Source organism: Candidatus Nanohalococcus occultus, assembly GCF_029207735.1.
In the GTDB taxonomy this organism is placed as follows: domain Archaea; phylum Nanohalarchaeota; class Nanosalinia; order Nanosalinales; family Nanosalinaceae; genus Nanohalococcus; species Nanohalococcus occultus.
Window position 1 is genome coordinate 752,110 of the sequence record NZ_CP104395.1, and the last position, 25,582, is coordinate 777,691.

At 46.9% G+C, this 25,582-nt stretch carries 29 protein-coding genes; 17 read left to right on the forward strand and 12 right to left on the reverse strand.

Annotated features, from left to right (window positions below):
• Positions 1-63: 63 nt before the first annotated feature.
• A complete protein-coding gene (locus SVXnc_RS04220; protein WP_347721681.1) occupies positions 64-1,212 on the reverse strand; it encodes a trypsin-like peptidase domain-containing protein in 1,149 nt (382 codons plus the stop codon).
• 111 nt (positions 1,213-1,323) lie between these two features.
• Positions 1,324-1,530, reverse strand: a complete 207-nt coding sequence (locus tag SVXnc_RS04225; RefSeq protein WP_347721682.1) for a hypothetical protein — start codon at positions 1,528-1,530, stop codon at positions 1,324-1,326.
• A gap of 187 nt (positions 1,531-1,717) precedes the next feature.
• On the opposite strand from SVXnc_RS04225, the gene SVXnc_RS04230 reads away from it, so the two are divergent.
• The 8 genes from SVXnc_RS04230 to SVXnc_RS04265 are packed head-to-tail and all read left to right on the forward strand — an operon-like array spanning position 1,718 to position 10,068.
• The gene (locus tag SVXnc_RS04230) at positions 1,718-3,382 is read left to right on the forward strand and encodes a vWA domain-containing protein (protein WP_347721683.1); all 1,665 of its coding nucleotides are present in this window, start codon (positions 1,718-1,720) and stop codon (positions 3,380-3,382) included.
• 47 nt (positions 3,383-3,429) lie between these two features.
• On the forward strand, positions 3,430-5,634 hold the full coding sequence (locus tag SVXnc_RS04235; RefSeq protein ID WP_347721684.1) for a VWA domain-containing protein: 2,205 nt from the start codon (positions 3,430-3,432) through the stop codon (positions 5,632-5,634).
• Between the two features lie 34 nt (positions 5,635-5,668).
• Positions 5,669-6,160, forward strand: a complete 492-nt coding sequence (locus tag SVXnc_RS04240; protein ID WP_347721685.1) for a coiled-coil domain-containing protein — start codon at positions 5,669-5,671, stop codon at positions 6,158-6,160.
• Positions 6,160-6,915 carry a DUF7502 family protein gene (locus tag SVXnc_RS04245; protein ID WP_347721686.1) on the forward strand — a complete coding sequence of 252 codons (756 nt, stop codon included), beginning with the start codon at positions 6,160-6,162 and terminating at the stop codon, positions 6,913-6,915. Before SVXnc_RS04240 ends, SVXnc_RS04245 begins: the two co-directional genes overlap by 1 nt.
• A gap of 32 nt (positions 6,916-6,947) precedes the next feature.
• Positions 6,948-7,916, forward strand: a complete 969-nt coding sequence (locus SVXnc_RS04250; RefSeq protein WP_414836520.1) for an AAA family ATPase — start codon at positions 6,948-6,950, stop codon at positions 7,914-7,916.
• Positions 7,916-8,779 carry a DUF58 domain-containing protein gene (locus SVXnc_RS04255; RefSeq protein ID WP_347721687.1) on the forward strand — a complete coding sequence of 288 codons (864 nt, stop codon included), beginning with the start codon at positions 7,916-7,918 and terminating at the stop codon, positions 8,777-8,779. The genes SVXnc_RS04250 and SVXnc_RS04255 overlap by 1 nt, the downstream gene beginning before the upstream one ends.
• 29 nt (positions 8,780-8,808) lie before the next feature.
• Positions 8,809-9,534, forward strand: a complete 726-nt coding sequence (locus SVXnc_RS04260) for a metallophosphoesterase (protein WP_347721688.1) — start codon at positions 8,809-8,811, stop codon at positions 9,532-9,534.
• A gap of 36 nt (positions 9,535-9,570) precedes the next feature.
• Positions 9,571-10,068: a hypothetical protein gene (locus SVXnc_RS04265; protein ID WP_347721689.1), complete on the forward strand. Its 498-nt coding sequence runs from the start codon at positions 9,571-9,573 to the stop codon at positions 10,066-10,068.
• Here SVXnc_RS04265 and SVXnc_RS04270 read toward each other — a convergent pair.
• Genes SVXnc_RS04270 through SVXnc_RS04280 form a run of 3 tightly spaced genes read right to left on the reverse strand, consistent with a single transcriptional unit; the run spans position 10,059 to position 11,725 of the window.
• Positions 10,059-11,228, reverse strand: a complete 1,170-nt coding sequence (locus SVXnc_RS04270; RefSeq protein ID WP_347721690.1) for an MFS transporter — start codon at positions 11,226-11,228, stop codon at positions 10,059-10,061. The two genes, SVXnc_RS04265 and SVXnc_RS04270, sit on opposite strands and share 10 nt — an antisense overlap.
• A gap of 19 nt (positions 11,229-11,247) precedes the next feature.
• Positions 11,248-11,502, reverse strand: a complete 255-nt coding sequence (locus tag SVXnc_RS04275; RefSeq protein WP_347721691.1) for a hypothetical protein — start codon at positions 11,500-11,502, stop codon at positions 11,248-11,250.
• Positions 11,492-11,725, reverse strand: a complete 234-nt coding sequence (locus SVXnc_RS04280; RefSeq protein ID WP_347721692.1) for a hypothetical protein — start codon at positions 11,723-11,725, stop codon at positions 11,492-11,494. Before SVXnc_RS04280 ends, SVXnc_RS04275 begins: the two co-directional genes overlap by 11 nt.
• Positions 11,726-11,935: 210 nt before the next feature.
• Here SVXnc_RS04280 and SVXnc_RS04285 point away from each other — a divergent pair, with 210 nt between their 5' ends.
• The gene (locus SVXnc_RS04285) at positions 11,936-12,277 is read left to right on the forward strand and encodes a hypothetical protein (RefSeq protein ID WP_347721693.1); all 342 of its coding nucleotides are present in this window, start codon (positions 11,936-11,938) and stop codon (positions 12,275-12,277) included.
• Positions 12,278-12,293: 16 nt separating this feature from the next.
• Here the strand turns inward: SVXnc_RS04285 and SVXnc_RS04290 are convergent, their stop codons facing one another.
• Positions 12,294-12,569 (reverse strand): hypothetical protein, encoded by a 276-nt coding sequence (locus tag SVXnc_RS04290; protein WP_347721694.1) that lies wholly within the window; start codon positions 12,567-12,569, stop codon positions 12,294-12,296.
• Between the two features lie 51 nt (positions 12,570-12,620).
• Between SVXnc_RS04290 and SVXnc_RS04295 the strand changes: the two genes are divergently transcribed.
• A complete protein-coding gene (locus tag SVXnc_RS04295) occupies positions 12,621-12,962 on the forward strand; it encodes a transcriptional regulator (protein WP_347721695.1) in 342 nt (113 codons plus the stop codon).
• Here the strand turns inward: SVXnc_RS04295 and SVXnc_RS04300 are convergent.
• Entirely contained in the window at positions 12,959-14,905 is a 1,947-nt protein-coding gene (locus tag SVXnc_RS04300) for a hypothetical protein (RefSeq protein WP_347721696.1), read from the reverse strand. The two genes, SVXnc_RS04295 and SVXnc_RS04300, sit on opposite strands and share 4 nt — an antisense overlap.
• A 260-nt stretch (positions 14,906-15,165) precedes the next feature.
• Here SVXnc_RS04300 and SVXnc_RS04305 point away from each other — a divergent pair, with 260 nt between their 5' ends.
• Positions 15,166-15,576, forward strand: a complete 411-nt coding sequence (locus SVXnc_RS04305) for a hypothetical protein (RefSeq protein WP_347721697.1) — start codon at positions 15,166-15,168, stop codon at positions 15,574-15,576.
• Here the strand turns inward: SVXnc_RS04305 and SVXnc_RS04310 are convergent, their stop codons facing one another.
• Genes SVXnc_RS04310 through SVXnc_RS04325 form a run of 4 tightly spaced genes read right to left on the reverse strand, consistent with a single transcriptional unit; the run spans position 15,577 to position 19,465 of the window.
• Positions 15,577-16,992: a cryptochrome/photolyase family protein gene (locus SVXnc_RS04310; RefSeq protein WP_347721698.1), complete on the reverse strand. Its 1,416-nt coding sequence runs from the start codon at positions 16,990-16,992 to the stop codon at positions 15,577-15,579. It lies immediately after the preceding gene.
• Positions 16,993-17,000: 8 nt separating this feature from the next.
• The gene (locus SVXnc_RS04315; RefSeq protein ID WP_347721699.1) at positions 17,001-17,342 is read right to left on the reverse strand and encodes a hypothetical protein; all 342 of its coding nucleotides are present in this window, start codon (positions 17,340-17,342) and stop codon (positions 17,001-17,003) included.
• A gap of 27 nt (positions 17,343-17,369) precedes the next feature.
• Positions 17,370-18,029: a potassium channel family protein gene (locus SVXnc_RS04320; protein ID WP_347721700.1), complete on the reverse strand. Its 660-nt coding sequence runs from the start codon at positions 18,027-18,029 to the stop codon at positions 17,370-17,372.
• Complete coding sequence (locus SVXnc_RS04325) at positions 18,029-19,465, reverse strand: TrkH family potassium uptake protein (RefSeq protein ID WP_347721701.1); 1,437 nt, start codon at positions 19,463-19,465, stop codon at positions 18,029-18,031. Before SVXnc_RS04325 ends, SVXnc_RS04320 begins: the two co-directional genes overlap by 1 nt.
• 114 nt (positions 19,466-19,579) lie before the next feature.
• Between SVXnc_RS04325 and SVXnc_RS04330 the strand changes: the two genes are divergently transcribed.
• Genes SVXnc_RS04330 through SVXnc_RS04355 form a run of 6 tightly spaced genes read left to right on the forward strand, consistent with a single transcriptional unit; the run spans position 19,580 to position 24,613 of the window.
• Positions 19,580-19,960, forward strand: coding sequence for a 30S ribosomal protein S6e (locus SVXnc_RS04330; RefSeq protein WP_347721702.1), 381 nt, complete (start codon positions 19,580-19,582; stop codon positions 19,958-19,960).
• A gap of 4 nt (positions 19,961-19,964) precedes the next feature.
• A complete protein-coding gene (locus SVXnc_RS04335) occupies positions 19,965-20,222 on the forward strand; it encodes a hypothetical protein (protein ID WP_347721703.1) in 258 nt (85 codons plus the stop codon).
• Positions 20,219-21,412 (forward strand): translation initiation factor IF-2 subunit gamma, encoded by a 1,194-nt coding sequence (locus SVXnc_RS04340; RefSeq protein WP_347721704.1) that lies wholly within the window; start codon positions 20,219-20,221, stop codon positions 21,410-21,412. The genes SVXnc_RS04335 and SVXnc_RS04340 overlap by 4 nt, the downstream gene beginning before the upstream one ends.
• A gap of 39 nt (positions 21,413-21,451) precedes the next feature.
• Positions 21,452-22,963: a mechanosensitive ion channel domain-containing protein gene (locus SVXnc_RS04345; protein ID WP_347721705.1), complete on the forward strand. Its 1,512-nt coding sequence runs from the start codon at positions 21,452-21,454 to the stop codon at positions 22,961-22,963.
• Complete coding sequence (locus tag SVXnc_RS04350; RefSeq protein ID WP_347721706.1) at positions 22,941-23,732, forward strand: ATP-grasp domain-containing protein; 792 nt, start codon at positions 22,941-22,943, stop codon at positions 23,730-23,732. The genes SVXnc_RS04345 and SVXnc_RS04350 overlap by 23 nt, the downstream gene beginning before the upstream one ends.
• Complete coding sequence (locus SVXnc_RS04355; protein WP_347721707.1) at positions 23,729-24,613, forward strand: ATP-grasp domain-containing protein; 885 nt, start codon at positions 23,729-23,731, stop codon at positions 24,611-24,613. Before SVXnc_RS04350 ends, SVXnc_RS04355 begins: the two co-directional genes overlap by 4 nt.
• Here SVXnc_RS04355 and SVXnc_RS04360 read toward each other — a convergent pair.
• Complete coding sequence (locus SVXnc_RS04360) at positions 24,604-25,539, reverse strand: ATP-grasp domain-containing protein (RefSeq protein ID WP_347721708.1); 936 nt, start codon at positions 25,537-25,539, stop codon at positions 24,604-24,606. The two genes, SVXnc_RS04355 and SVXnc_RS04360, sit on opposite strands and share 10 nt — an antisense overlap.
• Between the last annotated feature and the right edge of the window lie 43 nt (positions 25,540-25,582).

Consider the following 25,582-nt stretch of genomic DNA (forward strand, 5'->3'; position numbering starts at 1 on the left):
AAACTAAGATAGAGACGAAAAATACCACTAAAAGGAAAACCAAGACCAAAGTTTTCTTTTTCATCAAGAATTTCCGGCGAAAAACCCGTTTAACTTATTCTCAACGGTATTAGCAGTCGTAGATTTTGACCTAGCACCGTCATCTACATCCATAAATCGAATTCCTGCGATGTATGCCTCGCCATCTTCAACCTTAAATAGAGGTCCTCCAGAATCACCTGGCTGAACCCCTGTAGTAGTGGTCACTGACGTAGTACCTGATCCTTGAACTCCTGTAATATAGCCAGAGCTCTGACAGGTTGTTCGGCCATGGCCCAGCAGCTCAAAAGATTCATTACCAACGTTATTTACTAATTCGGCATCAGAAACAATCCCTCTTAATCCATATTCTTTTGTCGATCCATCTGAACCCGTGATAAAACCCGAGGTAGACTCACTACTGGTTGGTTCGATGAAAGCATAATCTAAATCTGCTAAATCAAAATGTGCTTGTCTAGCGACACCAAAAGGATCTGTGACCTCTCCAGCATCCTGATGTATCTCATTTCCCACAGAACCTCCTATATCTTTGACAACGTGACCGGCCGTGACCCATCCGCCTCCATACTCATTGGAGTAGAAAGCCGCAGCCAAAGTACCTGTTTCATTTTGTTTACTCGGGACTTCCAAAGACGCACCTCCAGGAATATAATCAAAATTGGTGCTACTACACGAGGTCAGCTTACGATTTTGAGTTTCAACTTTAACTGGAACCCGCGATCTTTCAAACCGATCATTCTCAAATTTAAAGCCCCCACCTGTTTCAGCAGGAACCAATTTTTCAATTTCCTCTCTATCATTTTCAGTTGAACCCAACTCAGGCATGTAAACTGCCACTCCGAAGCCGGTAGGGCTATCTTCCATCTGTTCGAAAGCAACTGAGGCCTCATCATACTGAGAAAGTTTCTCATCTATCTGCTCTTTAACATCGAATGTAGACCACCTTCTCTCAAAATCTTCTCTGCCGATCTTATTATAGAAAGGCTCTCTTTCTCCAGGTTTACCGCCTTCCACATTCTCCCAGCCCGCAATATAGGCGACTTCTTTAGAAGGATCGTACTCTATATCGCCGACTTGTTGGAGATCACGACCATCAATAACCCCTAGACCAAGTCCAGCTCCGACAGATTTTAGAAACGCTCTACGGTCTGTGTTTGAACCATAATCAGCCATACGTCGAATTTCAATCTCCGTATTAATAACGACTTATTTAGATAAACTCAATGCTTGTACACGACCCGATAAGGCACTTTTTTCAAATTGTAGAACTAAGAAAATTAAAGACTAGGTCATCTGTGATGCGTTGGGCATTGGCTCTACGACAGCATCATTATCACACATCTTGATGTAGTGGCCGCCTTCTCCCGAAATGAACTGTGTTGCTGGAATATGAAGATACCCTGGTTTTTCCGGAGCCTCCCCTAGTTTATACTGGCCGTTAGGACCTACCTCGCTCGAGTTGACCCATCCAACAGCCGACTCACAGTGCATGAAATACCTAAATCGGACAAAGCCTAGGATAAGTATCAGGCTCAGAGATATCACTACAAGAAACAACATCTTTCGCTTGCCAAATTCCGGACAACTTCTCACAGACCAGAGTTGATTATAGGCAATTAAGTGAACTGTTGAACTACAACGCATACCGTTAAAATTCGCGGCCTATAAACTATAGGTAGTGATCTCCCAGCAGCTAACCGCGGTTCTATCGAATTATTTCAGCGCTCCGGCAGGTTTTCTGGCGTTGCTGTCTTTGATACCGTTGGCACTGTTTTACTTCATGAAACCGGAGCCAGAGGAGCGTATAATGCCGTCGATGGCGTTTTTCATGAAGAAAAAGAAGTCTGGGAAGATGGAGCAGGCTTTAAGCCGGCTAGTAGCAAACCTCTTACTTGTTTTACACATTTTGTTTGTTGTAGGTGCGGCAGCGGCGATCGCACAACCTTACATTATTGGAGAGCAGAGACCGGAAAACTCTGTGATTTTAGTTGATGTATCCGCATCTATGGGCGATGATTTCTCCGAGGCCAAAAGTTTCGCAACCTCGAACCTCGGAGAGGAAAACACGGTAATTGTGGCCGGAGAGGACACCGATGTTCTAGCCCAATCAGCCTCAGCCGGTCAGGCAAGAAGCATAATATCAGAAATTGAGCTTAGAGACGTAGAGTCCGATATCGTATCAGGTATCGAGCTTGCTCAAAGCTACGAGGGAAACATTGTGTTGGCGAGCGATACAGTTCAGACCAGTGATTCGAACTCGGCAAAACAGCTAGCTGACTCGCTGGGCGTAGATCGTTCGATCACCGGTTTCGATGCCTCCAACCAGAACAAATGGGGGATTATCGAAGTCGATGACCGCGGACGTTACATAGAAGTAAAGAACTTCATGAACCAAAGCACGGATCTGGAGATCGATACACCGGCAGGAAGCCGAAACATCAGTTTGCCTGGCGAAGAAGTCCGTAAAGTCGAGTTAGAGACAGAAACAGGCCGGAACACTGTCGAGCTACCTGAAGACGGTCTTGAAGCCGATAACACAGCCTACATCAGCATCCCGGAAAACCAGACAGTGGAGGTTACGTTCGTAGGCGATCAGGTAAACCCTTACTTCAGAGAAGCGGTAGAAGCAATCAGCTTCACCACCTTCAAGTCCGTAAAGCCTCCAATCGACGACAGTCTAGACGCTGATGTGTACGTGGTTGGAGAAACCAATGAAGTACTATCTTCAACGGCTTCAGAGCTACAGTCCGAGGCTAGAAATGGAAAATCACTGGTTCTGTTCGCACAGCCAGATTTAAAATCTAAAGGATTCAATCAGGCGCCTGCGAAAATAGAAGACCAAGTAAACGCAACAGTTGAAGTCACAAGACCGCGGAGAATCAATATTGGACGCACAGAAGTATTCCAAACAACGAATGTAACCGGCTCTAACTGGGCGATACCTTCCGGAACACTCGTGAACAGAAACTATGGAGCCGGAAACATCGTATTGTACAACCTTAACAACGATCGCTTCCGATACGATTTTTACTACCCTGTTTTCTGGAAAGGGCTTTTCGAAGAGCTAGAAGAACGGCCTTCGGCCTCTCAGCTTAACGTTGAGACAGGCGAACGAGTTGAAGGTACAAGAATAACAAGCTCAGGCTTCTACAACCTCTCAGGATCGACTTATGCCTCAAATCTTGAGAGCGTAGCTGAGTCAAATTCGGAACCTTTAACCGTTTCAAGTACGGTCAGCGCCGATAGACGCGGTCAAAAAGACCTACAGAACTTCACAGCAGGAGCGCTTGCGCTTCTAGCAGCTCTAGAAGTTCTTTATTTAAAATGGATAGGTGAGCTTTGATGAACGACATAAAGAAATACAGAACTCAGAAAGGAGGTCCCGTCTAGATGGCAGGTTTCGAACAGCCATTAATGCTTCTTATAGCTTTGCTCGCAGCACCTGCGCTGTATGTAATCTATAGGAGAGAGTCTAGTTTCCAGACGCTAGTAGGAGTTTCAAGGATCAGCATAATAATTTTGCTCGCAATCGGGGCCGCACAGCCATTCATACAGTCTGAACAGCAGATAATGGAGGAGCCAACCGTAACGGTACTGAAAGACAGTTCAAGTTCGGCCAAGCTGCTGGATGATGTCGAACTAGATTTTGAAGACGTTGAAGTCGAGACTCGTACCATAGCATCAGGTAACACCTCAGATCTACGGCAGGGCATACTCAGAAACATCGAACCTGATTCCGCATACGTAACAGTCAGCGACTTCCAATCCAGTGACAGTTTAGAAGACATAGCCCGTAAAATAAATCAGGAAAACGCGAGTTTAAACGCTTTAAAGCCAGAGACGCGGCAAGATTCTGCTGTATCGATAGAAGGACCTAGTACAACGGTTCCCGGAGCGGAAAACAGCTACACCGTCACAGTAAGTTCGACAGGAACGAGTCCGGAGCCAGAAGTTGTTTTAAACGGAGAAACCATTGATGCGGAGAAAACCGGAGAGTCAAAATGGAGTTTTACGAGAACATTTGACTCTAAAGGTTCAAACAGCCTGAAAGCCTCTATAGACACCGATGACTCTTTCAGCAACAACAACGAGTTTTTCAAAACTATTAGAGTAACGGAAAAGCCAGAAGTACTTTTCATAGGAGCTGAAGGCTCCTTTGGGCGCGAAATATCCCGTTTCTACGATGTAACCTACCGGAGCAGTCTTCCAGATGATCTAGACAAGTACTATAGCATTATATCGACAAAGGATATAGAATCATCGGAGCTTTCAAGCTACGTAGCTGAAGGCAACGGGTTTATCTACACAGGAGATACAGAGAAAGAAATGGGCCTCTCACCTGTAACGAAGGCAGAGACAGATCAGAGTACAGACGCCGCCAGGATTATGCTGACAGTTGATATTTCAGTAAGTACAGGCGAACAAGGCGTGAAAATGTCGAAGAAGCTGGCGTACAACCTTGTAGAGGATCTTCCAAGCAATTCAAAGGTCGGAGTTGTAGCCTACAACGGCGAGGCCTATCTAATCAACGAGCCAGTAGTTCTCGCAGAAAACAGAGACATGCTTAAATCAAAGATTTCAAGACTGAAAACCGAAGGACCTTCAGAACACCAGCTGGGCGTACGCGGAGCCAAGGAAGCATTAAAAGGCAAAGGAAACATAATATTCATCTCAGACGGTCGAGCTGAAGACACAACGCTAAATGGACGTGTTATAGAGAATAAGGCCGATGAAAAAGCGCTTGAAGAAGCATCACAGCTGGGCGACATCCGGCTCATCTCAGTCGGAGTTGGAGACCGGACGAACACGGAGTTCTTAAGAGAACTTGCACAAGAAGGAAACGGCAAGTACGTCGATGCGAACAATGCTCGAAGCATCGCCTTCGAATTTACAGCCGGAGGTGCGGCGAGCGGAACAAACCATCTTGAGACAGTCCGAGAACACTTTATTACACGAGGACTGGATCTTTCATCCAGCGCAGCCAACTTTGACTCGGTAAAAGCCAAGCCAGGGGCAGATGTTCTAGTCGCAGGACGGGACGGAAGCATCTATCTTTCGAGCTGGAGGTACGGTCTTGGACGCGTAGCAGCTTTCAGCGGAGGCAGCAGCCAGCAAGACCTGCTTCTACAGGAAGATCCTCTTCTGGCAACACGGACCGTTTCGTGGACAGTTGGAGATCCTCAAAGAAAGCAGGAAAGATGGATTGAGGCCGAAGACGCACGTAAACCAGAGAAAATCACAGTAAGAGCGTCTTACGACTCAGACGAGTTGAAACGTCAGTCGTCCGACCTCTACAGCATGAGCATCCGTCCAGAGTCAAGAGGTTTCGGAAGTTACGAAAACACTGTTTACGCGTACAATTACCCTTACGAGTATCAGAACGTAGGCTATAACCCTCGAATGACCGATATAGTGCGCGATACCGGCGGAGGAGTCTACCTACCGAATGAGACCGAACAGCTCAAACAGGATATAAAGAGCTTCTCAAGTAAGACTAAGGTGAAACGCCAGCAGCTCGGAAGCTACCTCATAGCTCTCGCGCTAATAGTTTTCCTAGCCGAAGTTGGCTACAGAAAGGCGAAAGGTAAAAAATGAAAAGAGACAAGCAATACAGAGAAGTGACTAGCTAATGGAAACACCTATGCTTAAAAGACGTCTGAACCCGTTTTTACTTGCTTCGACAGTTTTAGTGCTTTCTCTGCTCGCAGGTCTAGCAGTTACATGGCAAGGACAGCTAAGCGATCTGATGAGCGAGAAAAAGAACTTATCGACACAGATACAGGAGAAAAACGAGGAAATTCAGGCGCTTGAAGCCGAGAAAGCCAACCTATCAGAGGAATCCAGCACACTGGAGGATACGGTAAGCCAGTTAAAGAGTTTAAACAACCAGCTAGATGCTACAATCAAGGAAAGAGAGGCTAAGATTTCAAGCCTGGAGAATATAATAGACGATCGCAACGAAGAGATTGAAAGCCTAAACGACACCGCTGAAGACTTAAGAGACAACTTCACAGACTTGCGAGACACATTCCAAACCGTCTGTAGCGAGGAAGAGGACTCTGGGAACATAACAGAGGACTCTGAGACGCTCTGTGAAAGCGAATTCGGTGACAATTACTGATGAGAGTCGAACAGTTACTGAAGCAGCTAAGAAGAGAGTTTATCAAAGTCAATCTACTTCAGTCGCTGTTAGACGGCCTCGTATTCTTCCTTGTAAGCAACATAGTTCTGTTTTTCTTCAACATCAACGTCTTCTCGAGTGTCCCGAACAGCTATGTTCTAGCCGCAGCCACTCTAGCGTTCTCGCTTTCCGATCTATACTACCGTACTCAACAGTACGACCTGGAGCTATACGAGGAGAAAAACCCGGAACTCCAGGAAATCCTGAGAACTGCCCGAGACAACATTGACAAAAACAATATTGTATCACAGGCTCTTTTCGATGATCTTCTGGATCGAGCTAGAAGAGTTACTTCCGAAAGCATCATACCTGCCAAACAGATAATTTACAAGACCTTGGCCGTCGGAATTCTTTCTTTCTTGACAGTTATGAGCGGTCTGGCAGATTTCCAGCTTGGCAACCAGGGAACCGATCTTCTACAGTCCCCTGAAGACTTACAGAGATTCATAAATGACGGAGACGACGATGGATTCGAGTTAGAAAACTCATCGGATGTTTTCGGAGATGAAAGCGATATTGATGCCTCGGATATGCGTATTAACTTCAGCGTGGAGGGTTCAGGCAGCGCGGAGAACGCAGATCTGGGTTCGGAAGATGGAGGCGCCGAAACAGTGACTTTGGACTCTACAGCATCTTTTGACGAAGAGCTTGCTCTAGCAAGGAGATACAGCCTGGCTATAAAGGAGCTTGGCTAACCGATTTAATTCCCGAGCAGTCATACTGTACTATGAAGATCAAAGGAATGGATGAAGCCGGAAAGTACGAAAAGGCTAACGAGAAACTAAACGAAGTACTAGAAGAGACCTCGAAAGTTATCGTAGGCCAAGAAAAGGTTCAAAGACAGCTCCTTATCTCAATTCTATGCGACGGCAACGTACTGATGGAATCATACCCCGGCCTGGGAAAAACCAAGATGGTTAGAACGCTCTCGAAGGTTCTAGGACTGGACTTTTCCCGTATCCAGAACACCCCTGACTTGATGCCAAGCGATATCACCGGAACACACATAATTAACGAAAACAGTAGCGGAGAGAAAGACTTCGTCTTTCAGCAGGGACCGATCTTTTCCAACATGGTTCTGGCCGATGAGATCAACCGTGCTACACCTAAGACCCAGGCTGCTTTGCTGGAAGCGATGGAGGAAAAGCAGGTAACGGTAGGAAACCAGTCTTACAGTCTGGATAAACCGTTTTTCCTCATGGCAACTCAGAACCCGATCGATCAGGAAGGAACGTATCCTTTGCCTGAAGCACAGAGCGACCGGTTTTTAATGAAGATCAGAGTCGATTATCCAAGCCAACAAGAGGAGGAAAAAGTTGTCGATAGGTTTACAGGCGAGTTAAACTTCGATCCTCAGCTAAACACGGTTCTTTCAGAGGCTTCTCTTCTAAAGCTCCAGGAGTTCACCCGACAAGTCCCTATCGCCGACGACTTGAGGACTAAAGCTGTGAACGTTGTATCGGAGACCAGAGAACACGAGGACCTGAACTTCGGTGCCTCACCTAGAGCCTCGCTTTCCCTGGTTCTTGCGGCCAAGGCCCGTGCGATTATCGAAGGACGGAACCATGTCTCGGAAGAGGACATCGAGGAGGTCGCACAGCCAGTAATGCGTCATAGAATCGGTTTGAGTTTCCAGGCTGAAAAACAGGGTAAGGACGCAGACAGCGTGGTAGAGGAGATCCTGGAGAAATACTGATGATCGAGGTCGATTTCCTGAAGGAGCTTGACCGTTTCAACCTAGCTCTGAAGAAAAACTCCGTAGAATTAAAGCAAGGCGAACAGTCCTCGAACTCGACCGGACAGGGAATGATCTTCGAGGACCACAAGAAGTATACGCCCGGCGATGACATCCGGAAGATGGACTGGAAAGCCTATGCGCGGACAGGAGACCTCTACATCAAACGGTTCGAGGAGGAAAAATCAGTTACAGTCCACATACTGATCGACCGTTCAAGCTCCATGGATTACGGAGAGGCCGAAAACAAGTACGATTTTGCCTCAAAGCTCGGACTTGGAATAGCACACATGGTTTCAAACACCAACGACCGGTTCCGTTTCTCAGTCTTCTCTGAGACCGTAACCGACATCTCCAGCGGACGGAGGAATGCGGATCTTGCCTCTCTGGTTGATACACTTAACAACCTGAGGAAGACCCCCGAGTCGAAGATAGGTAACTGCCTGAGTGACTATGGCAGCAGGATCAGAAACAAATCGGTCGTCGTAGTTCTATCAGATTTCCTGGTCGATATAGAGGAGATCGAGGACGGACTTGCCTCCCTACAGAACACCGATACAATACTTGTCAACACTCTTGATAGCTCGGAGATAAGCCCGGATATGGAAGGCGATAAGATACTGAAAGATCCAGAATCCGGCTCAACTTTACGGACCTATCTCTCTAAACGTATTCGTTCAAGTTACGAGCAGAAAATGGAGAAACATACTTCCGAGGTTGAGGAAACCGCAAGAAAGTACGGTGCCGAGTACGTAAAAGTTAATACCGGAGAGGATTTCTTCGATGCGTTTTCAAGAGTCTGGGGCCGATTGAACAGGGACTGACTTTAGATTTCCGGACGATTAGATTCTCCATGGATGTATTCGGCTTCAAAACAGTTGATTCCCTTCCCGCACTTTACCACCCGGAACTCGATATACTCGCAGTATCCGATCTACATCTAGGCCTGGAGAAAGCGGTTAGCTACGATGGAAACTACGTCCCAAAGTTCCAACTTGAGGAGATTAAAGAAGACATCCGGACACTGAAAGAACAGACCGATGCGTCACGCATACTGCTTAACGGCGATCTAAAACACGAGTTCAGCCACACACGTTTTTCGGAAAAGGAAGAGATAGAAGAGTTCTTCAAATTTCTACAGAGAGTTTTCCAAGAGATAATAGTGATCGAAGGCAACCATGATACCTATCTAGAGGATATAATCCCCGAAGAAAACCTGTTTGAAAGCTTTCTCGAAGACGGAGTACTGTTCACGCATGGACATCGAAGTATTGAAGACAAAGAGTTCGAAACCCTGGTTATAGGTCACGAACATCCCGCATTGAAGCTTGAAGATGAAATAGGTATCACGGAAAAGTTTGACTGCCTTTTATACGGACAGATGGAAGACAATCGAAATATTATCGTACTACCTGCGTTTTCGAAAATGGCAGGAGGGAGCGGAGTGAATAAAATGCCTAGCTCAGAGTTACTCTCGCCTGTTCTAAGAGATAAAACAGACGTTAGGACGCTTAAAGCCATTGCAATAGATAAAGAAGCCGGTATATTTGAGTTCCCTAGGCTTCATCGTATACAATAGAATTACTATAAATACTTAAGATACTATAGAACATCTATGACAGATGGAAATAATGATACAAACATAGGCAGTGCTGAAAAAGACCGCATAGCAAGCGAAGTATACCTCAAAAACGCGAATGCTCTTCTAAACCGCATAAGCGAAGTTTACGGAACCTCGGTTGACGGAGACTTAGCAGAGGGATTCAGAGGGATCCCACGGAAAGGCACGGACAACATGAACATGGAGTTTGAGAACGGAGATATTCTCTCGGGAAGCTTCCAGCTGAAAGGAGATCAGCCACAGGAAGACCTCTCCAGTCTTGGAACAGAAGGATGGATGGTATACACCGGCCCTGACGGAGATCAGGTACAGCTTTACAGCGACGGAGACTTGGTAAATTACCGGGAGCCAGCGCTTCAAGAAGGCGAGTTCAGAATATCGTACCACGACATGGAGTCTGGAGAAAATTACGTCCACAGAGGCAGCCTCGAAGACGGTCCGGCCGCATCCTGGCTAGGCGTCAAGGACTTCCTGGACGAAGTTCAAGAGTAGATAAAACTTGTTACAGCGATGGCAACGGCGATAACAGCAGCCAGTAAAAACGAGCTACTGACGCCGTAAACATCGGCAATCGCTCCCGCCATTATAGGCCCTATAGCTTGTCCTATATGCTTGAATAATTCAAAGAACCCCATCATTTCGCCTTCTAGCTCATCAGGAACCCTTGAATCGAAGAACGAGTGAATTGGCGGCGACATACCGCCAGAAAGCAATCGTGCGAAGAAAAACAGTCCGGCGACAATGTAAAGATTGGAAAACTGGCTCAGAGCAGCTAGAAATACGGCAAGGAACAGCGACATCCATTTAACCGAGTTAAGATTGCCTATTTTATCAGCTACCTCGCCGAATGCGAACTGGAAAAGCTTTGGAACCAACGCCAGTCCGAATACTATCCCCATCTCCGGGTAGCTGGCATTTATTTCGTTCAAAAGCAGCGGGATTGCCAGCCAGTAAAAGGAAAATATTATAGAATACAGGAAAACAAGCATGAAAGGCTGCTTAAGATGTTCCCAGTTATCCGTTAAATGCTGCCAGTCATCGATGTAAGTGTTTTTCCGCTCAAGAGCCTTCAAGGACTCAAATACGCTTTTCTTAGTAGCGATACCTACATACACATAGTAAAGAGCTAGCCCCAAGACCGTTGTAAACATCCAGAGGTAAAAAGGAAGTTTGAATCCGTTTGAAGCTATCAGGAAACCTCCTATGATAGGTCCTATGACTATAGCAAGATTCATGCCTAGGAAAAATACAGAGATTGATTCAGACTCATATTCAGGGTCAGCGGATTTCAAGTTCAGACTCCATCCGGAGTTCCAGACAAGAGCTTTGGTCAAACCCTCAGAGACCTTGCCTAAAATAAGAAACGCAGGTATAGCCGTAAGATAAAGAACCGGCGAAAGCAAAGAAACTATCAGACCTGTGAAAAGCACTATGCGTTCTCCTGCGCGTTGAACGAGATTTCCTACAGGAATATCAATTAGTATAGGTATTATGGCCGGTAGCGATGTGAGTATGCCGATCAAGAAGACGCTTGTAATATGTTGTTCGAAATAGACAGGCAGAAAGTTCCATACTGTGCTTCTTCCCAGCCATCCAAAGAGAAATATTACTGAAAGATACTTGCTGATAGCCGGGACCTTATCGAACTCCATTATATCTTAAGACTTCAGTTTAGTGGGTTATAAAACCGCCTTCATCTTCTTCCTCTACATCTTCAGGTTCCTCAGACGATTCTTCGTCCTCCTGTTCTCTTCTGCGCTGTTGTTCGATGAACTCTTCTGTAGCATCTTTCTTGAGTTCTTTATACCTTTGTTCGGACTCGCTCATGTCGTTGCCGGCCTGTTTTTCCTTGAGCTTCTTGTAACGTTCCTCACTTGAGTCTTTGGAACCTGAGTTGTTCGCCGCATCGAGCAATTCATTTGTCATCTCTTCTAACACCTCTAGGACCTACAAAAGGTATTCTACGCAGAACTGAGACCACATCGTCGATCGTATCAGATGATCTCTCAACGTTTTTCGCCGCCTTTTCCAGTCTTTTGGCAACTTTATCGAATCTGTACAGCACGTAACCTGTCAGAACCATCAAGACAAGAACTACTGTTTTCAGCACCACATCAAGTGCCAAGTTAACTGTTTCCAACGCCACCATGTTACATAGTAGAAGATCAAACGGTTTATAGATTTTGTGTAAAAACGGCAAGCAGGAAAATCTCTGGAAACGAAAGTAGTTCTTCTTTAAACACCTCAGGATACGACCGCAAACAGATCTCAGTGAGTCCGGACGGTGTCTGAAGGCCTTGATTAAGCCCTGAAATTGAAACCATTAAAAGCTTCTAACCCGTAACTACACTTGATAACCATGGTAAACGTACCTAACGACACTGAAGTCGAGGATCTTCCGTTCACACACGCAAGAATCAAACGCATGATAAGAGCAAAGGCTGGAGAAGGCCAGTATGTTAGAAGCAACGTATACTACGGACTGAACCTTCTGCTGGGAGAGATCGCAGAAGAGATCATCGACAACATGATGGAGACAGACGCAGCTTACGTCGAAAAACACCATCTTGACGAAGCCGCACGCAAGTACGAGAAGGTCGAAAACGTTCTGAAGGAAAAAGAGCGAGTCACCCGGAAGCTTGAAGCTCTCAGCGCAGACGTAGAGAAGCTTTCAAGAGAAGTCTCACAGAGCGACGAGTAAAAACTCGCTCACCTTTTTATTCCATTTTCCTGGCCACTGCTGTATGAACTGCTTGCTCCGAGTACGTCTCTTCTATCATTTCAAGGACTCGCCTCCAGTTCCTTGATTCCGACCTGTACATACCTGCGATTTCAGTCGAACCCTCCGAAGTTACAGCCACAAGAGTTTTACCAGGATAATTCTCCGATAGATAATGGCTGTTGGCCTCTAGATACGTCCGGGACCTTTCTCTGCCTTCCAGTATCGAGGAGGCCTGTATTATCTCTTCAGCCCCGGTTTTTCGATTGCTCATAATTTCTGTTCAACGAACCAGTTTTAATATTATTACGGCGTTATAAGTTCTGTGAAGTTTGAAGCCGAAGTCATATCCGATGAGCTGCTTCCGGCAGTGAGAAGTCTGCTCTCATCCGAGCTAAAAGACAGCTACGGCATGACACAAAGAGATATAGCCCAAAGACTGGAGATCACACAGCCAGCAGTATCCCAGTACCTGAACGATCAGCGCGCAGATCAATCGGTTAAAAACAAGCTGAAAGACGACCCGCAGATAATGATACTTGTAAACGAGGCAGCAGGAAAGCTCGCAGTAGATAAAGATCCAACCGGAGAAGTATCCGATATTTTGAGAGCTGTAAGAGACAAGGGACTGTTAAAGGAAAAGTTCAGGGATGCGGCAAAACTCTAGTTAAAGCCGCCCCACTCAAATTCGTCTTCCTCGTCCTCTCCTTTGACCTTCCGTCCGTCCGAAGAAGAGGCTCCTAGATCACCCAGCTTGCTGGTTACAACCTCCAGATCAAGGTTGTGATCCAGATCGTACTGCTCGAAGTAACCCTCATGGTATGCGAAGCCTCCTACTCCAACACCTGCTACAAGCAAGATACCGAGAACCATCATAATCATCTGGTTTTGCTGGTTAGCAGCGTGTCTCTCTTTTACATCCTCATAGGACTGTCTTGCCGAAGAGTAATCCGAATCAATACCGGAAAGTATCTGCTCTGCCTCATAGTACCTGCCTTCTTCAATCGCAGTCTCAGCGCTGTTAACTTTGTCTTCGAAGACCGATACATTCGAATCTAGCTCTGATTCAAGGTTGTCGTTCAGATTTGGTTTCAAAGAGGAAGTGTTAGTCTTGAGTTCCTCAAGTCTCGATTTGTAAGTCTCCAGACTGGAGCTGATGCTTTCCTGTTGAGAGCTTGAAGCCACAATCCGCGCACTGATCGTCTTGGATACATCAAACCCTGTAGCTGAAACCTCGATGGAAGCTGTCCCTATATCAGATTCTTCAGGTGTGAAAGACCGAAGAACGGTTTCCTCATTTCCTGGTTCAAGTCCTTCTACAGTCTTCGCGCCTTCGAAAAGATCTGCGAATGTAACCTCTATCTCATCTGCCGGAATCATTCCCGTGTTCTCGACTGTTATCCGGACAACAGTTTCCTGTGTGGCAGTCATATCTAGCTCGGAAGGGGCGGAAAGACCGATTTCAGGTTTCTCACCGGGATAATAATTGAACTCCAGCTGTTCGATGTTGCTCCATCGGCCTGCTGAATCTTTTACCCGGACGTAAACCATTTTGCCGTCACCAGAGTCTAGATCCGAAGGGTCAACTGTGAAACTGGATTCGACGTCTTCCGAATCCGAATCAACATCTACCTGGTTTCCATCCCCGGCTTCCACCGTGGACTCGAAAAAGTATTCAAGCTCGGAGATCCCGGAGGTGTCACTGGCCCGGTAGTCCACCGAGAAATCCGAGTTAACTGCTCCGGCAGCCATCGAGATCTCTTCCAGCTCCGGATCCTCCGTGTCGATCGTGTAATCTCCGTCTTCATGAGTTTCGCAGTTACCTGCTTCATCACAGACCTGGATGTTTAACTCGACTTCCTGGCCGTCGGCAAACTCATCCTCATCAAAGGTACATCTCGCCTCGTTGTCATCATCGACGTCATCCGAGTCGAACTCATTGTCATCGTCGTCTGTATCACCATCGTAACAGATTACCTCAGCCGGATCCTCGTCTCCATCTCCGTAGGAAAGATCCAAGTCGACATCATCATCCATCTGGATAATCTGATCCTCAACATCCGTACTCCAGTCCATACTAGGGCTGACATCGCCTTCGTAAGTAGTATCAAGTGTAAACGTATTCGAGTCAGAACCGGTGTTCCCTACATCATCCGCTACATCTATCTCGAACTCGAAATCATCTCCCTCATCAATATCAGAAGTATCAAGATCATAATCCAACGTACATGTCTCGCCGGCATCACAGTCAATATCGTTAGGTTCATCGTCGACAGTGACATCGTTATCAACCGAAACATTCGCCTCCACTACATCCGTGTAATCATCCGAGACCTCGACTTCGATCGTCGGATCATCGCCTACGTAATCAGAGTCTTCTGTGATAGTGACCTCAGGAGGCTTACCGTCTAAAGTAAAAGTTCTAGAACCCGTCGTTTCGATTATACTATCGCCAGAGTCATAGACATTTGCTACAAAGCTATATTCGCCGTGCGTTCCAGCACCATCATTATCCTTGTTGAAAACAGCAGTCCAATTATCTTGTGATGCCTCGCTCGTCGTTCCGACGTAATAAGTATTTGAGTTAGGATCTGTAACCTCCCAAGTCACATTCTGAACATTCCCGTCTGACGCGTCAGGATCAACAGTAATTGTTACCTCAGAATTATGGCTCGATCCCGAACTAGGAGAAGTCCAGCTTACAGCAGAAACAGTTGTCAGGGTTACTAATGCGGCGAAAAGTAGTATTGTTATCTTTGATACGGTTCGTAGCCTAATAGCTAATCACTACACACTCTTTACCAACTGATGTTTAAGTAATTAGAAGAGTAAAGCCGGAAGATATAACAGTTACCTGCTCATGATAACACGTGAGTCCCGACATTGGTGAGAATCTTGCTGAAGACTTGGAAGACTTCGAAAAAGATGTCATGATGTATGCTAAAAGACTCGGGGAAGGAGACACCATACGCTTCGGAGAGATCAGAGATTTTATGGGAGAAGACTTCGGGATGGCGCTCAGAGAGTACAGCAACAGAGAAGATCCCTACCTAGTAACAAGTCCTAGAGAACTACGTGAAGCCTATAACAAGACCAAGGAAATGAGAGATAGCGGAGAAAACGTTGTAAACAATACTCTAAGCTATCAGGAGCTGACTGAAGATCCTAGAAACGAAGGTATCAACGAACTGGATGTAGTTTACAGAACTGTTCTCGAACAGGCCAGATCAGAGCAAAACGAGAGCCAAACAGACGATAAAAACCTCCGCGGATTCCATTAACTAATCTTCCTTTGCTTCCTCGAAACGTTTTATCGCTTTTTCTCTCTGCTCGCTGTGATCGACGATAGGCTCCGGATAGTCCTCGCCGATTATACAGCCTGCCTCTTCTTGGACTTGCTCAGGCATTTTCCAAGGCTCGTGGATATACTCTTCAGGCACGTTTTCCAGTTCTTCGACGTGTCTTCGGATGTATTCGCCGTCGCTGTCGTGGCTCTGGCCCTGAGAGATCGGGTTGAATACTCTGAAGTACGGCTGGGCGTCCGTTCCTATCGAGTACGCCCACTGGATTCCTCCTACCATAGCTGATACCTCGGCGTCGATAAACATCTTCGAGAAGTACTCGTGGACGTCTCTCCAGTCAAGCCAGAGGTCTTTGCTGGAAAAAGAGGTTACAACCATACGAAGTCTGTTGTGCATCCAGCCTGTCTGTTTTAGCTGGCGCATCCCGGCATCGACGAATGGAAAGCCGGTTTTGCCTTCCTTCCACGCCTCCCAGCGTTCGGGAGCTTCTTCCTTGGACTTCCACCCGATCGAGCCATACTTTTCCAGGTAAGGTTCATCGACAGTGTAAGGGAAGTTCCAGATCATCTGGAAGTAAAAGTCTCTCCAAGCCAGCTCCTCCTGCCAGGTCTTTATCCCAGAATCGTCTTCGTTTGGATTCCTGGCTTTGACTCTCTCGGAGGCCCAGAAAGCTTCTCTAATGGAGACAGTTCCGAACTTGAAATGTGGTGAGAGCTTCGAGGTTCCATCCTGTGAGGCAAGATCTCTGCGATCGTCATAGTCCCAGATACGTTCCTTGAAGTTTTCCAGGCGTTTCAAGCCGTTTTCACGACCTCCTTCCCAGACTTCCGTTCCCTCCGGTTTCTCGAAGCCTAGTTCTTTCAACGAAGGTATTTCATCGGATTCAAGCTCCGGAGTCTCGAAGCCTTCTGGTTTCTCCGGCCTGCGTTTGTCTCTTTTGAACCATTTTTTACTGTAGTAAGAGTATACGCTGTAAGGATCGCCGCTGTTTGTTAGTATCTCTCTTTTCTCGAACATTACAAGGTCCTTGAAGCTTTCTACTTCACACTCCAGGTTATTTTCGACCTTTTGATCTCTCTCCCGTGCGTAAGGCGAATAATCTCTGTTGTAGTATACTTTGTCCGCATCGGTTTCTTCGATTACCTTCTGGAGCTGTTCGAGCGGCTTGCCTTTCCGTACAACCAGATCCTGTCCGTCCCTCTGTAGAATTTCTTTGAGTTCCTTGAGAGAATCGTGCCAGAAGCTGACCCTTGGATATCCGAGATCCGCTGTCTCGAAGTAGTTTTCATCAACCACGTAGAACGGAATAACTTCATCGTGTTCCTTGGCTGCCTGTACGAGCGCAGTGTTATCGTGTTTGCGCATTGATCTGCGGATCCAGACTATAGCTGTCACGGCTTAAACTACCGCTCCAACTCATTTATAACCGATTCGAATCTCTCCCTTCCAGGATCGAACACGTCTCGAAGCGCAAAGGCAATATGCGCATCCATGAGCTGGTAAAACTGCGTTGAATTTACGCTAGTGGCATTCTCTCCGACTTCGATTTCAATTCGTTCAGCTTCAGGATCTTGACCTTCACTATCTACACATGAACGTACGAACGGCGCTATATCCCGATCATAGGCTTCATTTACCGCCCCGTATGTCCTGTGCTGGTTGTAACCTTCTTCCTCAAGCATTTGGAACGTGTTGTACGCGGCTTCATAGACACTCATACGTGTCTCATCTAGATCTACTGGCACATCAGGATTAACTCCTTTAACTTGAAATTACTGTCGCTTGAAAAACTCATCAAGCTCGGATTTTTTCTCCTGAGGGCCGATCAAAATAATTTCATCCTCTCTTTCGAGCTGTACGTTCGACTCTCCAGACAAAGTGTTTTCTCCCTGTAGAACAGAGACTATCTGGAAACGTGAAGGAAATCTTTTCTCCGATTCCACTTCTTCAACCGTCATATCTTCTATACCCGAGTTACGTTCAACGGATGCCTTCAAGATCTCCCTGTCATTCGATAAATTCGCTATCTTGACTAGGTAAGGATGTTCAACTGCCGATACGAACTCGCTGATAAGAAGATCCGTGTGACCGATTGTTTCTGCTCCAATAACCTGGAAAGCATCATAGTATTCATTGTCCTCTACTCTAGAGACTACTTTCGGCACCCCGTATTTTTTAGCAAGCGAGGAGACAACCATGTTCTCGTTGTCATCTTTACGTGCCGCAATAAGAACATCTGCTCGGTCTATGCCCGCATCCTCCAAGGCTGTAAGTGTTGAAGGCTTTTTGTTGATTACTGTTGCCGCGGAACTCGAGTAAAGCCGTTCACACCGGTCTTTGTCCTCATCTATCACTACGACGTCGTGATTCGATTCCAGAGATGATACCAGTCTTTTCGACAGCGTGTTGATGCCTGCGATCACTACATACATTATTTTGAGTCTTTGAGCAGCTTGCTATTAAAGATTGCCAGCATCGGCAGCATCTCCAGACGGCCGGCAAGCATCACCACAGACCAGAGAATCTTTGTAAACGGCGTCAAAGCTCTCAACTGCTCGCCTTCAAGGAAAAGAGGACCCATGTTCGAGGCAGCTGAAACACTGCCAGACATAGCCGCCATCAGAGATACATCCTCAGCAACCAATGTAAGCAGAGTCGATACGAACACAACCGCAATCCACGAGAAAAACAGCACGGAAATCGTACGAACCGTCGAGGACTCTAAAATCTCACCGTCGATTTTAACCTCGTTTATAGCGGTCTGCGGAAGATTATATGCTCTAAGCCGTGTTTTCAAAAGCTCAAACAACGTCTTTAAACGGAAAACCTTTACTCCTCCTGCCGTAGAACCAAGAGAACCTCCTACAAACATTGCCGCCACAATAACAAGCTGTATGGCAGAAGAAAATGCCATAAACGACATGGTCGAATAACCCGTGGAGGAAACAACAGCTGCGGCCTGAAAGGCTCCGTCAAGAACCGAATGTCCTATATTAGAGGTTTTCATCCAGAGTTCTAGCGACATTACTGCTGCAACCGCCAGAAAAATCTTGGTGTAAAGCCTGAACTCACTGCTCTTCCAGAGCGGAGAAAACTCCGAACGGAAAAACTTGTGTAAAAGCACGAAGTTAACGCCCCCTATAAACATGAACAGGACTGTAAAAGCCTCGAGTCCGGGAGAGTTATAGGCTGCGATACTCGCACCCTCCGTTGAGAAACCCCCGGTTGAAATAGTGGAAAATCCATGTAGAAGTGATTCGAAAACCGATACGCGGAATGCTATGAAGGTACCTATTATCAAGGCAGTCATGAAACCGTAGACTTTCCAAAGTGCAGCCACAGACTTAGTTAACGACGGCCTTATCGACCCAGAATCAGTTTTATGAGCTTCTGCAGAGAAAAGCCGCCTTGATGCGCCACCAGACTCTCTCACCACTGCGATGAAGAACGTGAGTATTCCCAGACCGCCGATCCACTGCATGAACGATCTCCAGAAAAGAACAGACTGCGGAAGCTTCGAAGGTTCGGCAACCATCGAAATCCCAGTGGTGGTGATACCGGCTGATGATTCGAATATAGCGTCGATAACCGTCATGTAAGGTATGAACGGCATCGCTCCAATTATAGTCGCTAGGAACCATCCTAGAACAGTTGCGAGCATGGCTTCGCTGACTGATGGAGATCCCGCATCCGAATATAGTTTCAAAGCAGTCCCCATGATCAGTGCGGTTCCCGCAGAGGTTAGAAAGCCTATAGCAGCGACTTCTGGGCCTTGGTAGTATATGTTTACGAGAAGTGGCAGTAAAACTAAGGCTCCGAAAACCTGGAGGAAGCTTCCAACGAACCGGAGCATTACCTTACTTCTCACAGTTTCTGAATTCGGTTGCTCGGAATATAAAATGAGGAAAAATCGGAGGCCTTTACAAAAAACTTCCCTAACATTACAGTAATGCTCGGGTAACTGAGCAAGGTGAATCAAATAATGCAAATTACAATTGGAACTAACGACGGTAAGACACATCAGGTTGAACTAGAAGACGCTTCTCAGCTAGTAGGAAAGGAGATTGGAGAAACCTTCGAGGGCGGAATAGTTGATCTGAACGGCTACAAGCTGGAGATCACAGGCGGAAGCGACAAACAAGGCTTCCCTATGAGAGAGTCCATCGAAGGACCTGCCAGAAGAAGAGTACTAATCGAGGACGGATCCGGAATCAACGAGGAAGAAGACGGAGTCCGGAGAAGAAAATCCGTTCGAGGAAAACAGGTAAGCGAAGACATACAGCAGCTAAACACAACAGTAGCCGAAGAAGGAAGCAAATCCGTTGAAGAGCTTCTAAGCGACGAAGAAGAGGAAGAAGAGTAAGCTAATGTCGGTCTTCGATATCTTGGACGGAGCAGGAGAGGCAGTCAGAGACCGGTTCTCTACTGAACCAAAGTATGAGGCAGGTTCCAGAGTCAGAGTGACTGAAGGAGATTATGCCGGCGAGCAGAGAACTGTAGAAGCCGTAGCAGTCAATCCTCCGTCCTGGATGAAGATCATTCACGGCGACAACGCTCCAGTAGCGTATGTGCTGGATGAAGAGCCAAGAAGTGTTTACGAGGACCAAATTGAGGGAACACAATGACAGAAGGAATACCAGAAGCAAACATCGGCCTAGTAGGCCACGTTGACCACGGAAAGACAACACTAACTCAAGCACTTTCAGGCAAATGGACTGATGAACACTCTCAGGAGCTTGAGAAAGGAATCACAATCCGAATTGGATACGCAGACGTCACATACTACAAAGACGATAACGGAACTCTCAACGTAAGCAAGGACGGCGAAGAAGTACGCACAGTTTCACTGGTCGATGCTCCTGGCCACGAGACACTGATGGCAAACGTTTTATCCGGAGCAGCCATCATGGACGGAGCGGTTTTGATGGTTGCTGCTGATGAAGACTGTCCGAGACCTCAGACAAGAGAGCATCTCGCAGCCCTCGACATCACAGGTATCGAAAACATAGTAATCGCACAGAACAAGATCGACCTGGTTGACAAGGAACAGGTCAAGGAAAACCACGAGCAGATCAAGGAGTTCGTAGAAGGCACCGTTGCCGAGGACGCTCCTATTGTCCCTATCAGCGCACAGCACGACATCAACATCGATGCCTTGCTTGATGCGATCGATGAAGAAATTCCTACACCAGAAAGAGATCTCGAAGCAGATCCGAAGATGCTTCTGGCCCGTTCATTCGATATTAACAAGCCTGGTAGCAACCCTACCGGTTTGATGGGCGGAGTTGTCGGAGGATCGCTTATCGAAGGAGAGCTTGAGGAAGGAGAGGAAATCGAGATCCGACCCGGAGTCAAGAAATCCGATAGAAAGTGGGAGCCGGTTACCACAGAGGTTGAAAGCATAATGCATGGCGGAAACCCCGTTGAGAAGGGAACGCCCGGCGGACTGCTAGCAGTTGAGACCAAGCTTGATCCTTCGACCACCAAATCCGATGGACTTTCCGGAAACGTTCTAGGCAAGAAAGGAGAGTTACCTGAGACAACATCAGATATCGAGATGGAAGTCGAGCTGATGGAACGCGTGGTCGGGTCTGAAGGGGAAAAGGAGATCGAAAACATCAAGAAAAACGAACCACTGATGATCAACGCCGGAACCGGAAAGAGCGCAGGAATCGTCACACAGGCCGGTAAGCACGTCAAAGTAGATCTCAAGGTACCGATCTGTGCGGAGGAAGGCGACAGGATGGCAATCTCCCGGCAGATAGGCTCTCGATGGCGTCTAATAGGTCATGCGACCTTGACGTCCAAAAACTAGCCGAGGGTTTTTAAACAACTGCCTCCACAAACTTCTATTATGGCCGATTTTCTGACAGCTATTCTAGGTTTGGAGCTAGCTAACGACGTTTTCACAAGAGTACTAGTATCTCTAATAATACTGGTTGTAGGACACCTGGGTGTCAGACTATCCAAGGTCCTCGCAAAAAAACTATGGATCGCACCAAAGGAGTTCTCCAAGAAAGAAGTGGAGGACAGACTAGAGACCGTCCAGTACACAGGCTACATCCTCGATGCTGGAGTCATAACAGCCGCATTACTATACTTGAACAAAGGACTGACATCGAACCTTTCCTCAGATCTAGCGGATTCACTCCCGGAGCTGATGTCAGTTATACTGATAGGCGTTCTAGGATTCATAGCCATCAACCTATCCATTAAAGCAGGAAAGGAGTTTTTCGAAGCCATAGGAACAACAGCATACTTCAAAGAGATCGGGATGACCGAGAACACACTTGATATAATCGCAGGAGCAGTCAAAGCATTCCTGTACCTGATCCTACTACAGATACTACTTAACCAGTTAAGCGTCGGAGATACCTTCATAGCAGAGCTTGTAACCGCTTCCTCATGGGCTTTCGCCTTGATGCTCGCAGCATTGCTTTTCTGGGGGCTTAAAGACCTGTTCACTAATACAGCGGCAGGACTTTACCTCAAGAACTCGAGGATGGTCCGGCCCGGAGAAGAGGTCAAGCTCGGAGACGAGACCGGAGAGATCAAGAAAGTCTCACTTTTCTCCACGGAAGTCACAACTGACAAAGGCTATACATTGTTGAAACCTAACAAGGCGATCATGGACTCGGAGATCCGGTTCAAGAGAACTAAAAACGACTTGGAGACTCTTGAAGACATCAAGTCCTACTTCGTTTCCCAGAGCGGAGAAGGATCGGGTCCAGCCGTAATGGAGATGGCACTGGATGTATTCGGATACCAGGCAAGTCAGGAACGGCTGGCGAAGGACGCAGAAGACCGTGAAAGCCTAATGCAGGCAGTTGAGAACGTAACTAACAACGAGGTGAAAACAGGCTACGTGGAAAAGGAAAAGATCACCAAGCTCGGAGATGAGCTGAAAGCCTGGTTCAACGACGGTGCGCTCGTAGCAATCACATTGGACAAAGAAGAAGTTATTCCAGAAGGCGAAGGTCGTTACATACTCGGCATAGGAGTTGAGGAAAATGAAGTTCTTATAATCGATCCTTCAAGAAGTTCTGGAGGAGTCTACTTCATCGAGCAGTCAAATCTGATTGAAGCAATGACTGATGACGATGGATACACCGTTGTTGCTCCTAACGGAACCACTGCCTACTGGAGGATCAAAAAGGACTTGCTTTACAGCGATAAGACTTACTACGATGAGCTTTCCAAAACCTTGGAAGCGCGGCTGAACAAGATGATCCGTCAGGGACGTATCATGAAACAGGTGATGCCTTCATCAGTCCGTGAGTACGTCGATGACTGGAGAAGCGGCAAGTACGCATCCAGAGTCTGGAAGCCAACAGGGGGAGAAAATGAAACTTCTGAAGACGAGTAACGTCTCCGAGAAGCTCGATGAGCATTTCGAGGAAGTCAGTGCTGTAGAGACCGAGGAGTTCTCACCAGAAGTAATTGACGGAGAGGCCGATGTAAGAGTCAACTCCGGGATCGAAGACTGTGAGTCCGCCTTTCTGAAGCTGCCGGAGCGAAACCCTATCTTCGGAAGAGTGCTGCTAGAGATACTTGAAGAGAAAGGAATAACCACGAATTATCCTTCTATCGGGTTCTACATCACCGCCAAGAAAAACTATCTTTACTACGTACTGGAGCAGAAAGACATTTCGATACCGGAAACAGTTATCGCTGCATCGGAGAACTCGGCTAAAAACGTAACCCGTTACCTCGAGCTGCCGATAATTGCGAAGAGATACGAGGAAAACCAGCTGGAGGAATCGGCACGCCTAGAAGACGAACAGGAAGCCAAAGAGTTTGCGGAAGGAACCGATTACGGAGAAGACATACTAATCTTCCAGGAAGAGACCGGAGACGAAAAATACAAGGTCTTCTATGCGAACGGAAATCTAATATCTTTGAAAGACAAGACAGAGGGCTGGAGAGTCTCCGATGAGAAACTCCAGTATTCAAATCTGAGCAACGAACTCGAAGAACTTGTCGAAACCACAATGAAATCCATCGGAACCGAGTACGGCGAAGTGATTCTCAAAGGCGGAAAGGTCATAGACGTCAAACCCAACCCGGACCCGGAAGTTTATGCCGATAAATCCGGCAAAGACGCTTTCAAGTACATCAAGGAGATCTACCAATGAAAATGGGTATTGTTTACGGAGAAATATCGACCCAACACCAGCTGCTGATGGAACGGGCCGATGAGATATTCGAGACCGTTCTAGCAGTGCCTGTAGACAGCGTAGAGTTCGTTCACGGAGAGGAAACCCAGGTAATGTACCGAGGAACTGATTTAACCACGTTTGATGCGATCTACATCCGTACCGGAGACCAAGACCAGTATTTCTCCGAGCATCTAAGCGAAGTTCTCAACGAGGCAGGGGTAATCACTCAGGCAGAAAACGATACCTACTGCTATGAGGCCAACAAGTTCTACTCGATGAAAATACTGGCTGAAAACCATGTTAACGTACCTGACAGCGCTTACACGCTTTCACCGGAGACTGCCTTGGATGCGGCCGAGCGTCTCGGCTTCCCGATCATTTTGAAGACCGCGCAGGGAGCTGGCGGAGAAGGAGTCATGCGAGTATCAAGCGAGTCAGAGCTACGTCCAATCATGGATGCGATGAGATCCTTCGAGCAAGACATTGTTCTCCAAGAATACATCGAACACGAGGGGACCGACAACCGAGTGATTGTAATAGACGACTATGTAACCGCTTATGCGCGTTCAAGCGGTAGCTCGGATGAATGGCGGTCGAACATTTCAAGCGGAGGAGAGCGGATTCATGCCAACCTGACCGATGAGATGAAGGAAACTGCTTTGACCGCGGCAAGAGCCACCGGATTCGATATGTGCGGCTGTGATATCATTCAGAACGACGGAGAAGTATACGTCCTAGAGGTTAACGGAAGCTTCGGAATCAACGAGGAGATGAATGAGATAATAGGAGAAGACGTCATTCTCCGGATGGTCGAGCGGCTTCACGAGCTTGCTATGGAAAAACAGGTTCAGAGCTGAGCCATATCCACCAGCATCCTGATTACTTTCTCCATAACCGGCACCTTATGTTTTTCCGAGTCTTCATCGTCAAAGACCAGTCCTGGCTTCGAGCTTAACTCGATGATCCAGGGATTCATCTCGCTGTCAAACATGACATCCACAGAATACATTGTATGATCCAGCTCGGAGAATCCATTCGAGACCGTCTCAATTAGATCATGTACGGTTTCCGGGATCTCATCTACATCAACAAACTTTCTGGAGCCTCCCATCGATACGTTCGCAAGATCACTTGCCTCATTAAGCCTGTAGTAACATGCCAGCGGCGCTCCATCGGCAATCATAACTCTGAAATCATGTGCGCCCTCAAAGTCAAAATGTGGTGTACCTCCGGACGGATCAACGTATCTTTGAACCAGCAAGTTATCGGCAGGTTCGAACTCTTCGAGAGAGTCGATTAACCGAACCTCCATTCCTTCCGAGCCGAAACGCGGCTTTAAAATCGCTTTGCCATCTTTTTCCAAGACTTTTCGGACAGTTTCTTTATCTGCGAGCGCGGTCTCAGGTACGAACTCCGGGAAACTCTGGTAGGTCAAGAGCTTGTCCTTACAGACCTCTTCAAGCCCAAATGCGTTTAACATAGGAAGCTCGGACTGTATATTTTTCTTCAACTCGACAGTTGTCTCATCGAACTTGAACTTATCGAAGACGACATCGAGTTCAATATCTTTCTTTCTCTCCCAATTTTCTCCGTTCCATTTGTAGGACTCTGAGAGCTTTCCATCGCTGTATTTTTTGTAGTTTGCCATGTATACCTCAGCGTTTTCATCGGCAGCTAACTCGGAGAAACGAGCGTAGCTACGGTTCCCATCATCCTTTTTCATCGGTTCATCGCCTTCATGGTCTATCTCATAGTCCCAGAGAACTCCAATACTGACAGTCATAAACCTAGTTTGTCACTGAGAGCTATAAGTTTGGAGAGACAAA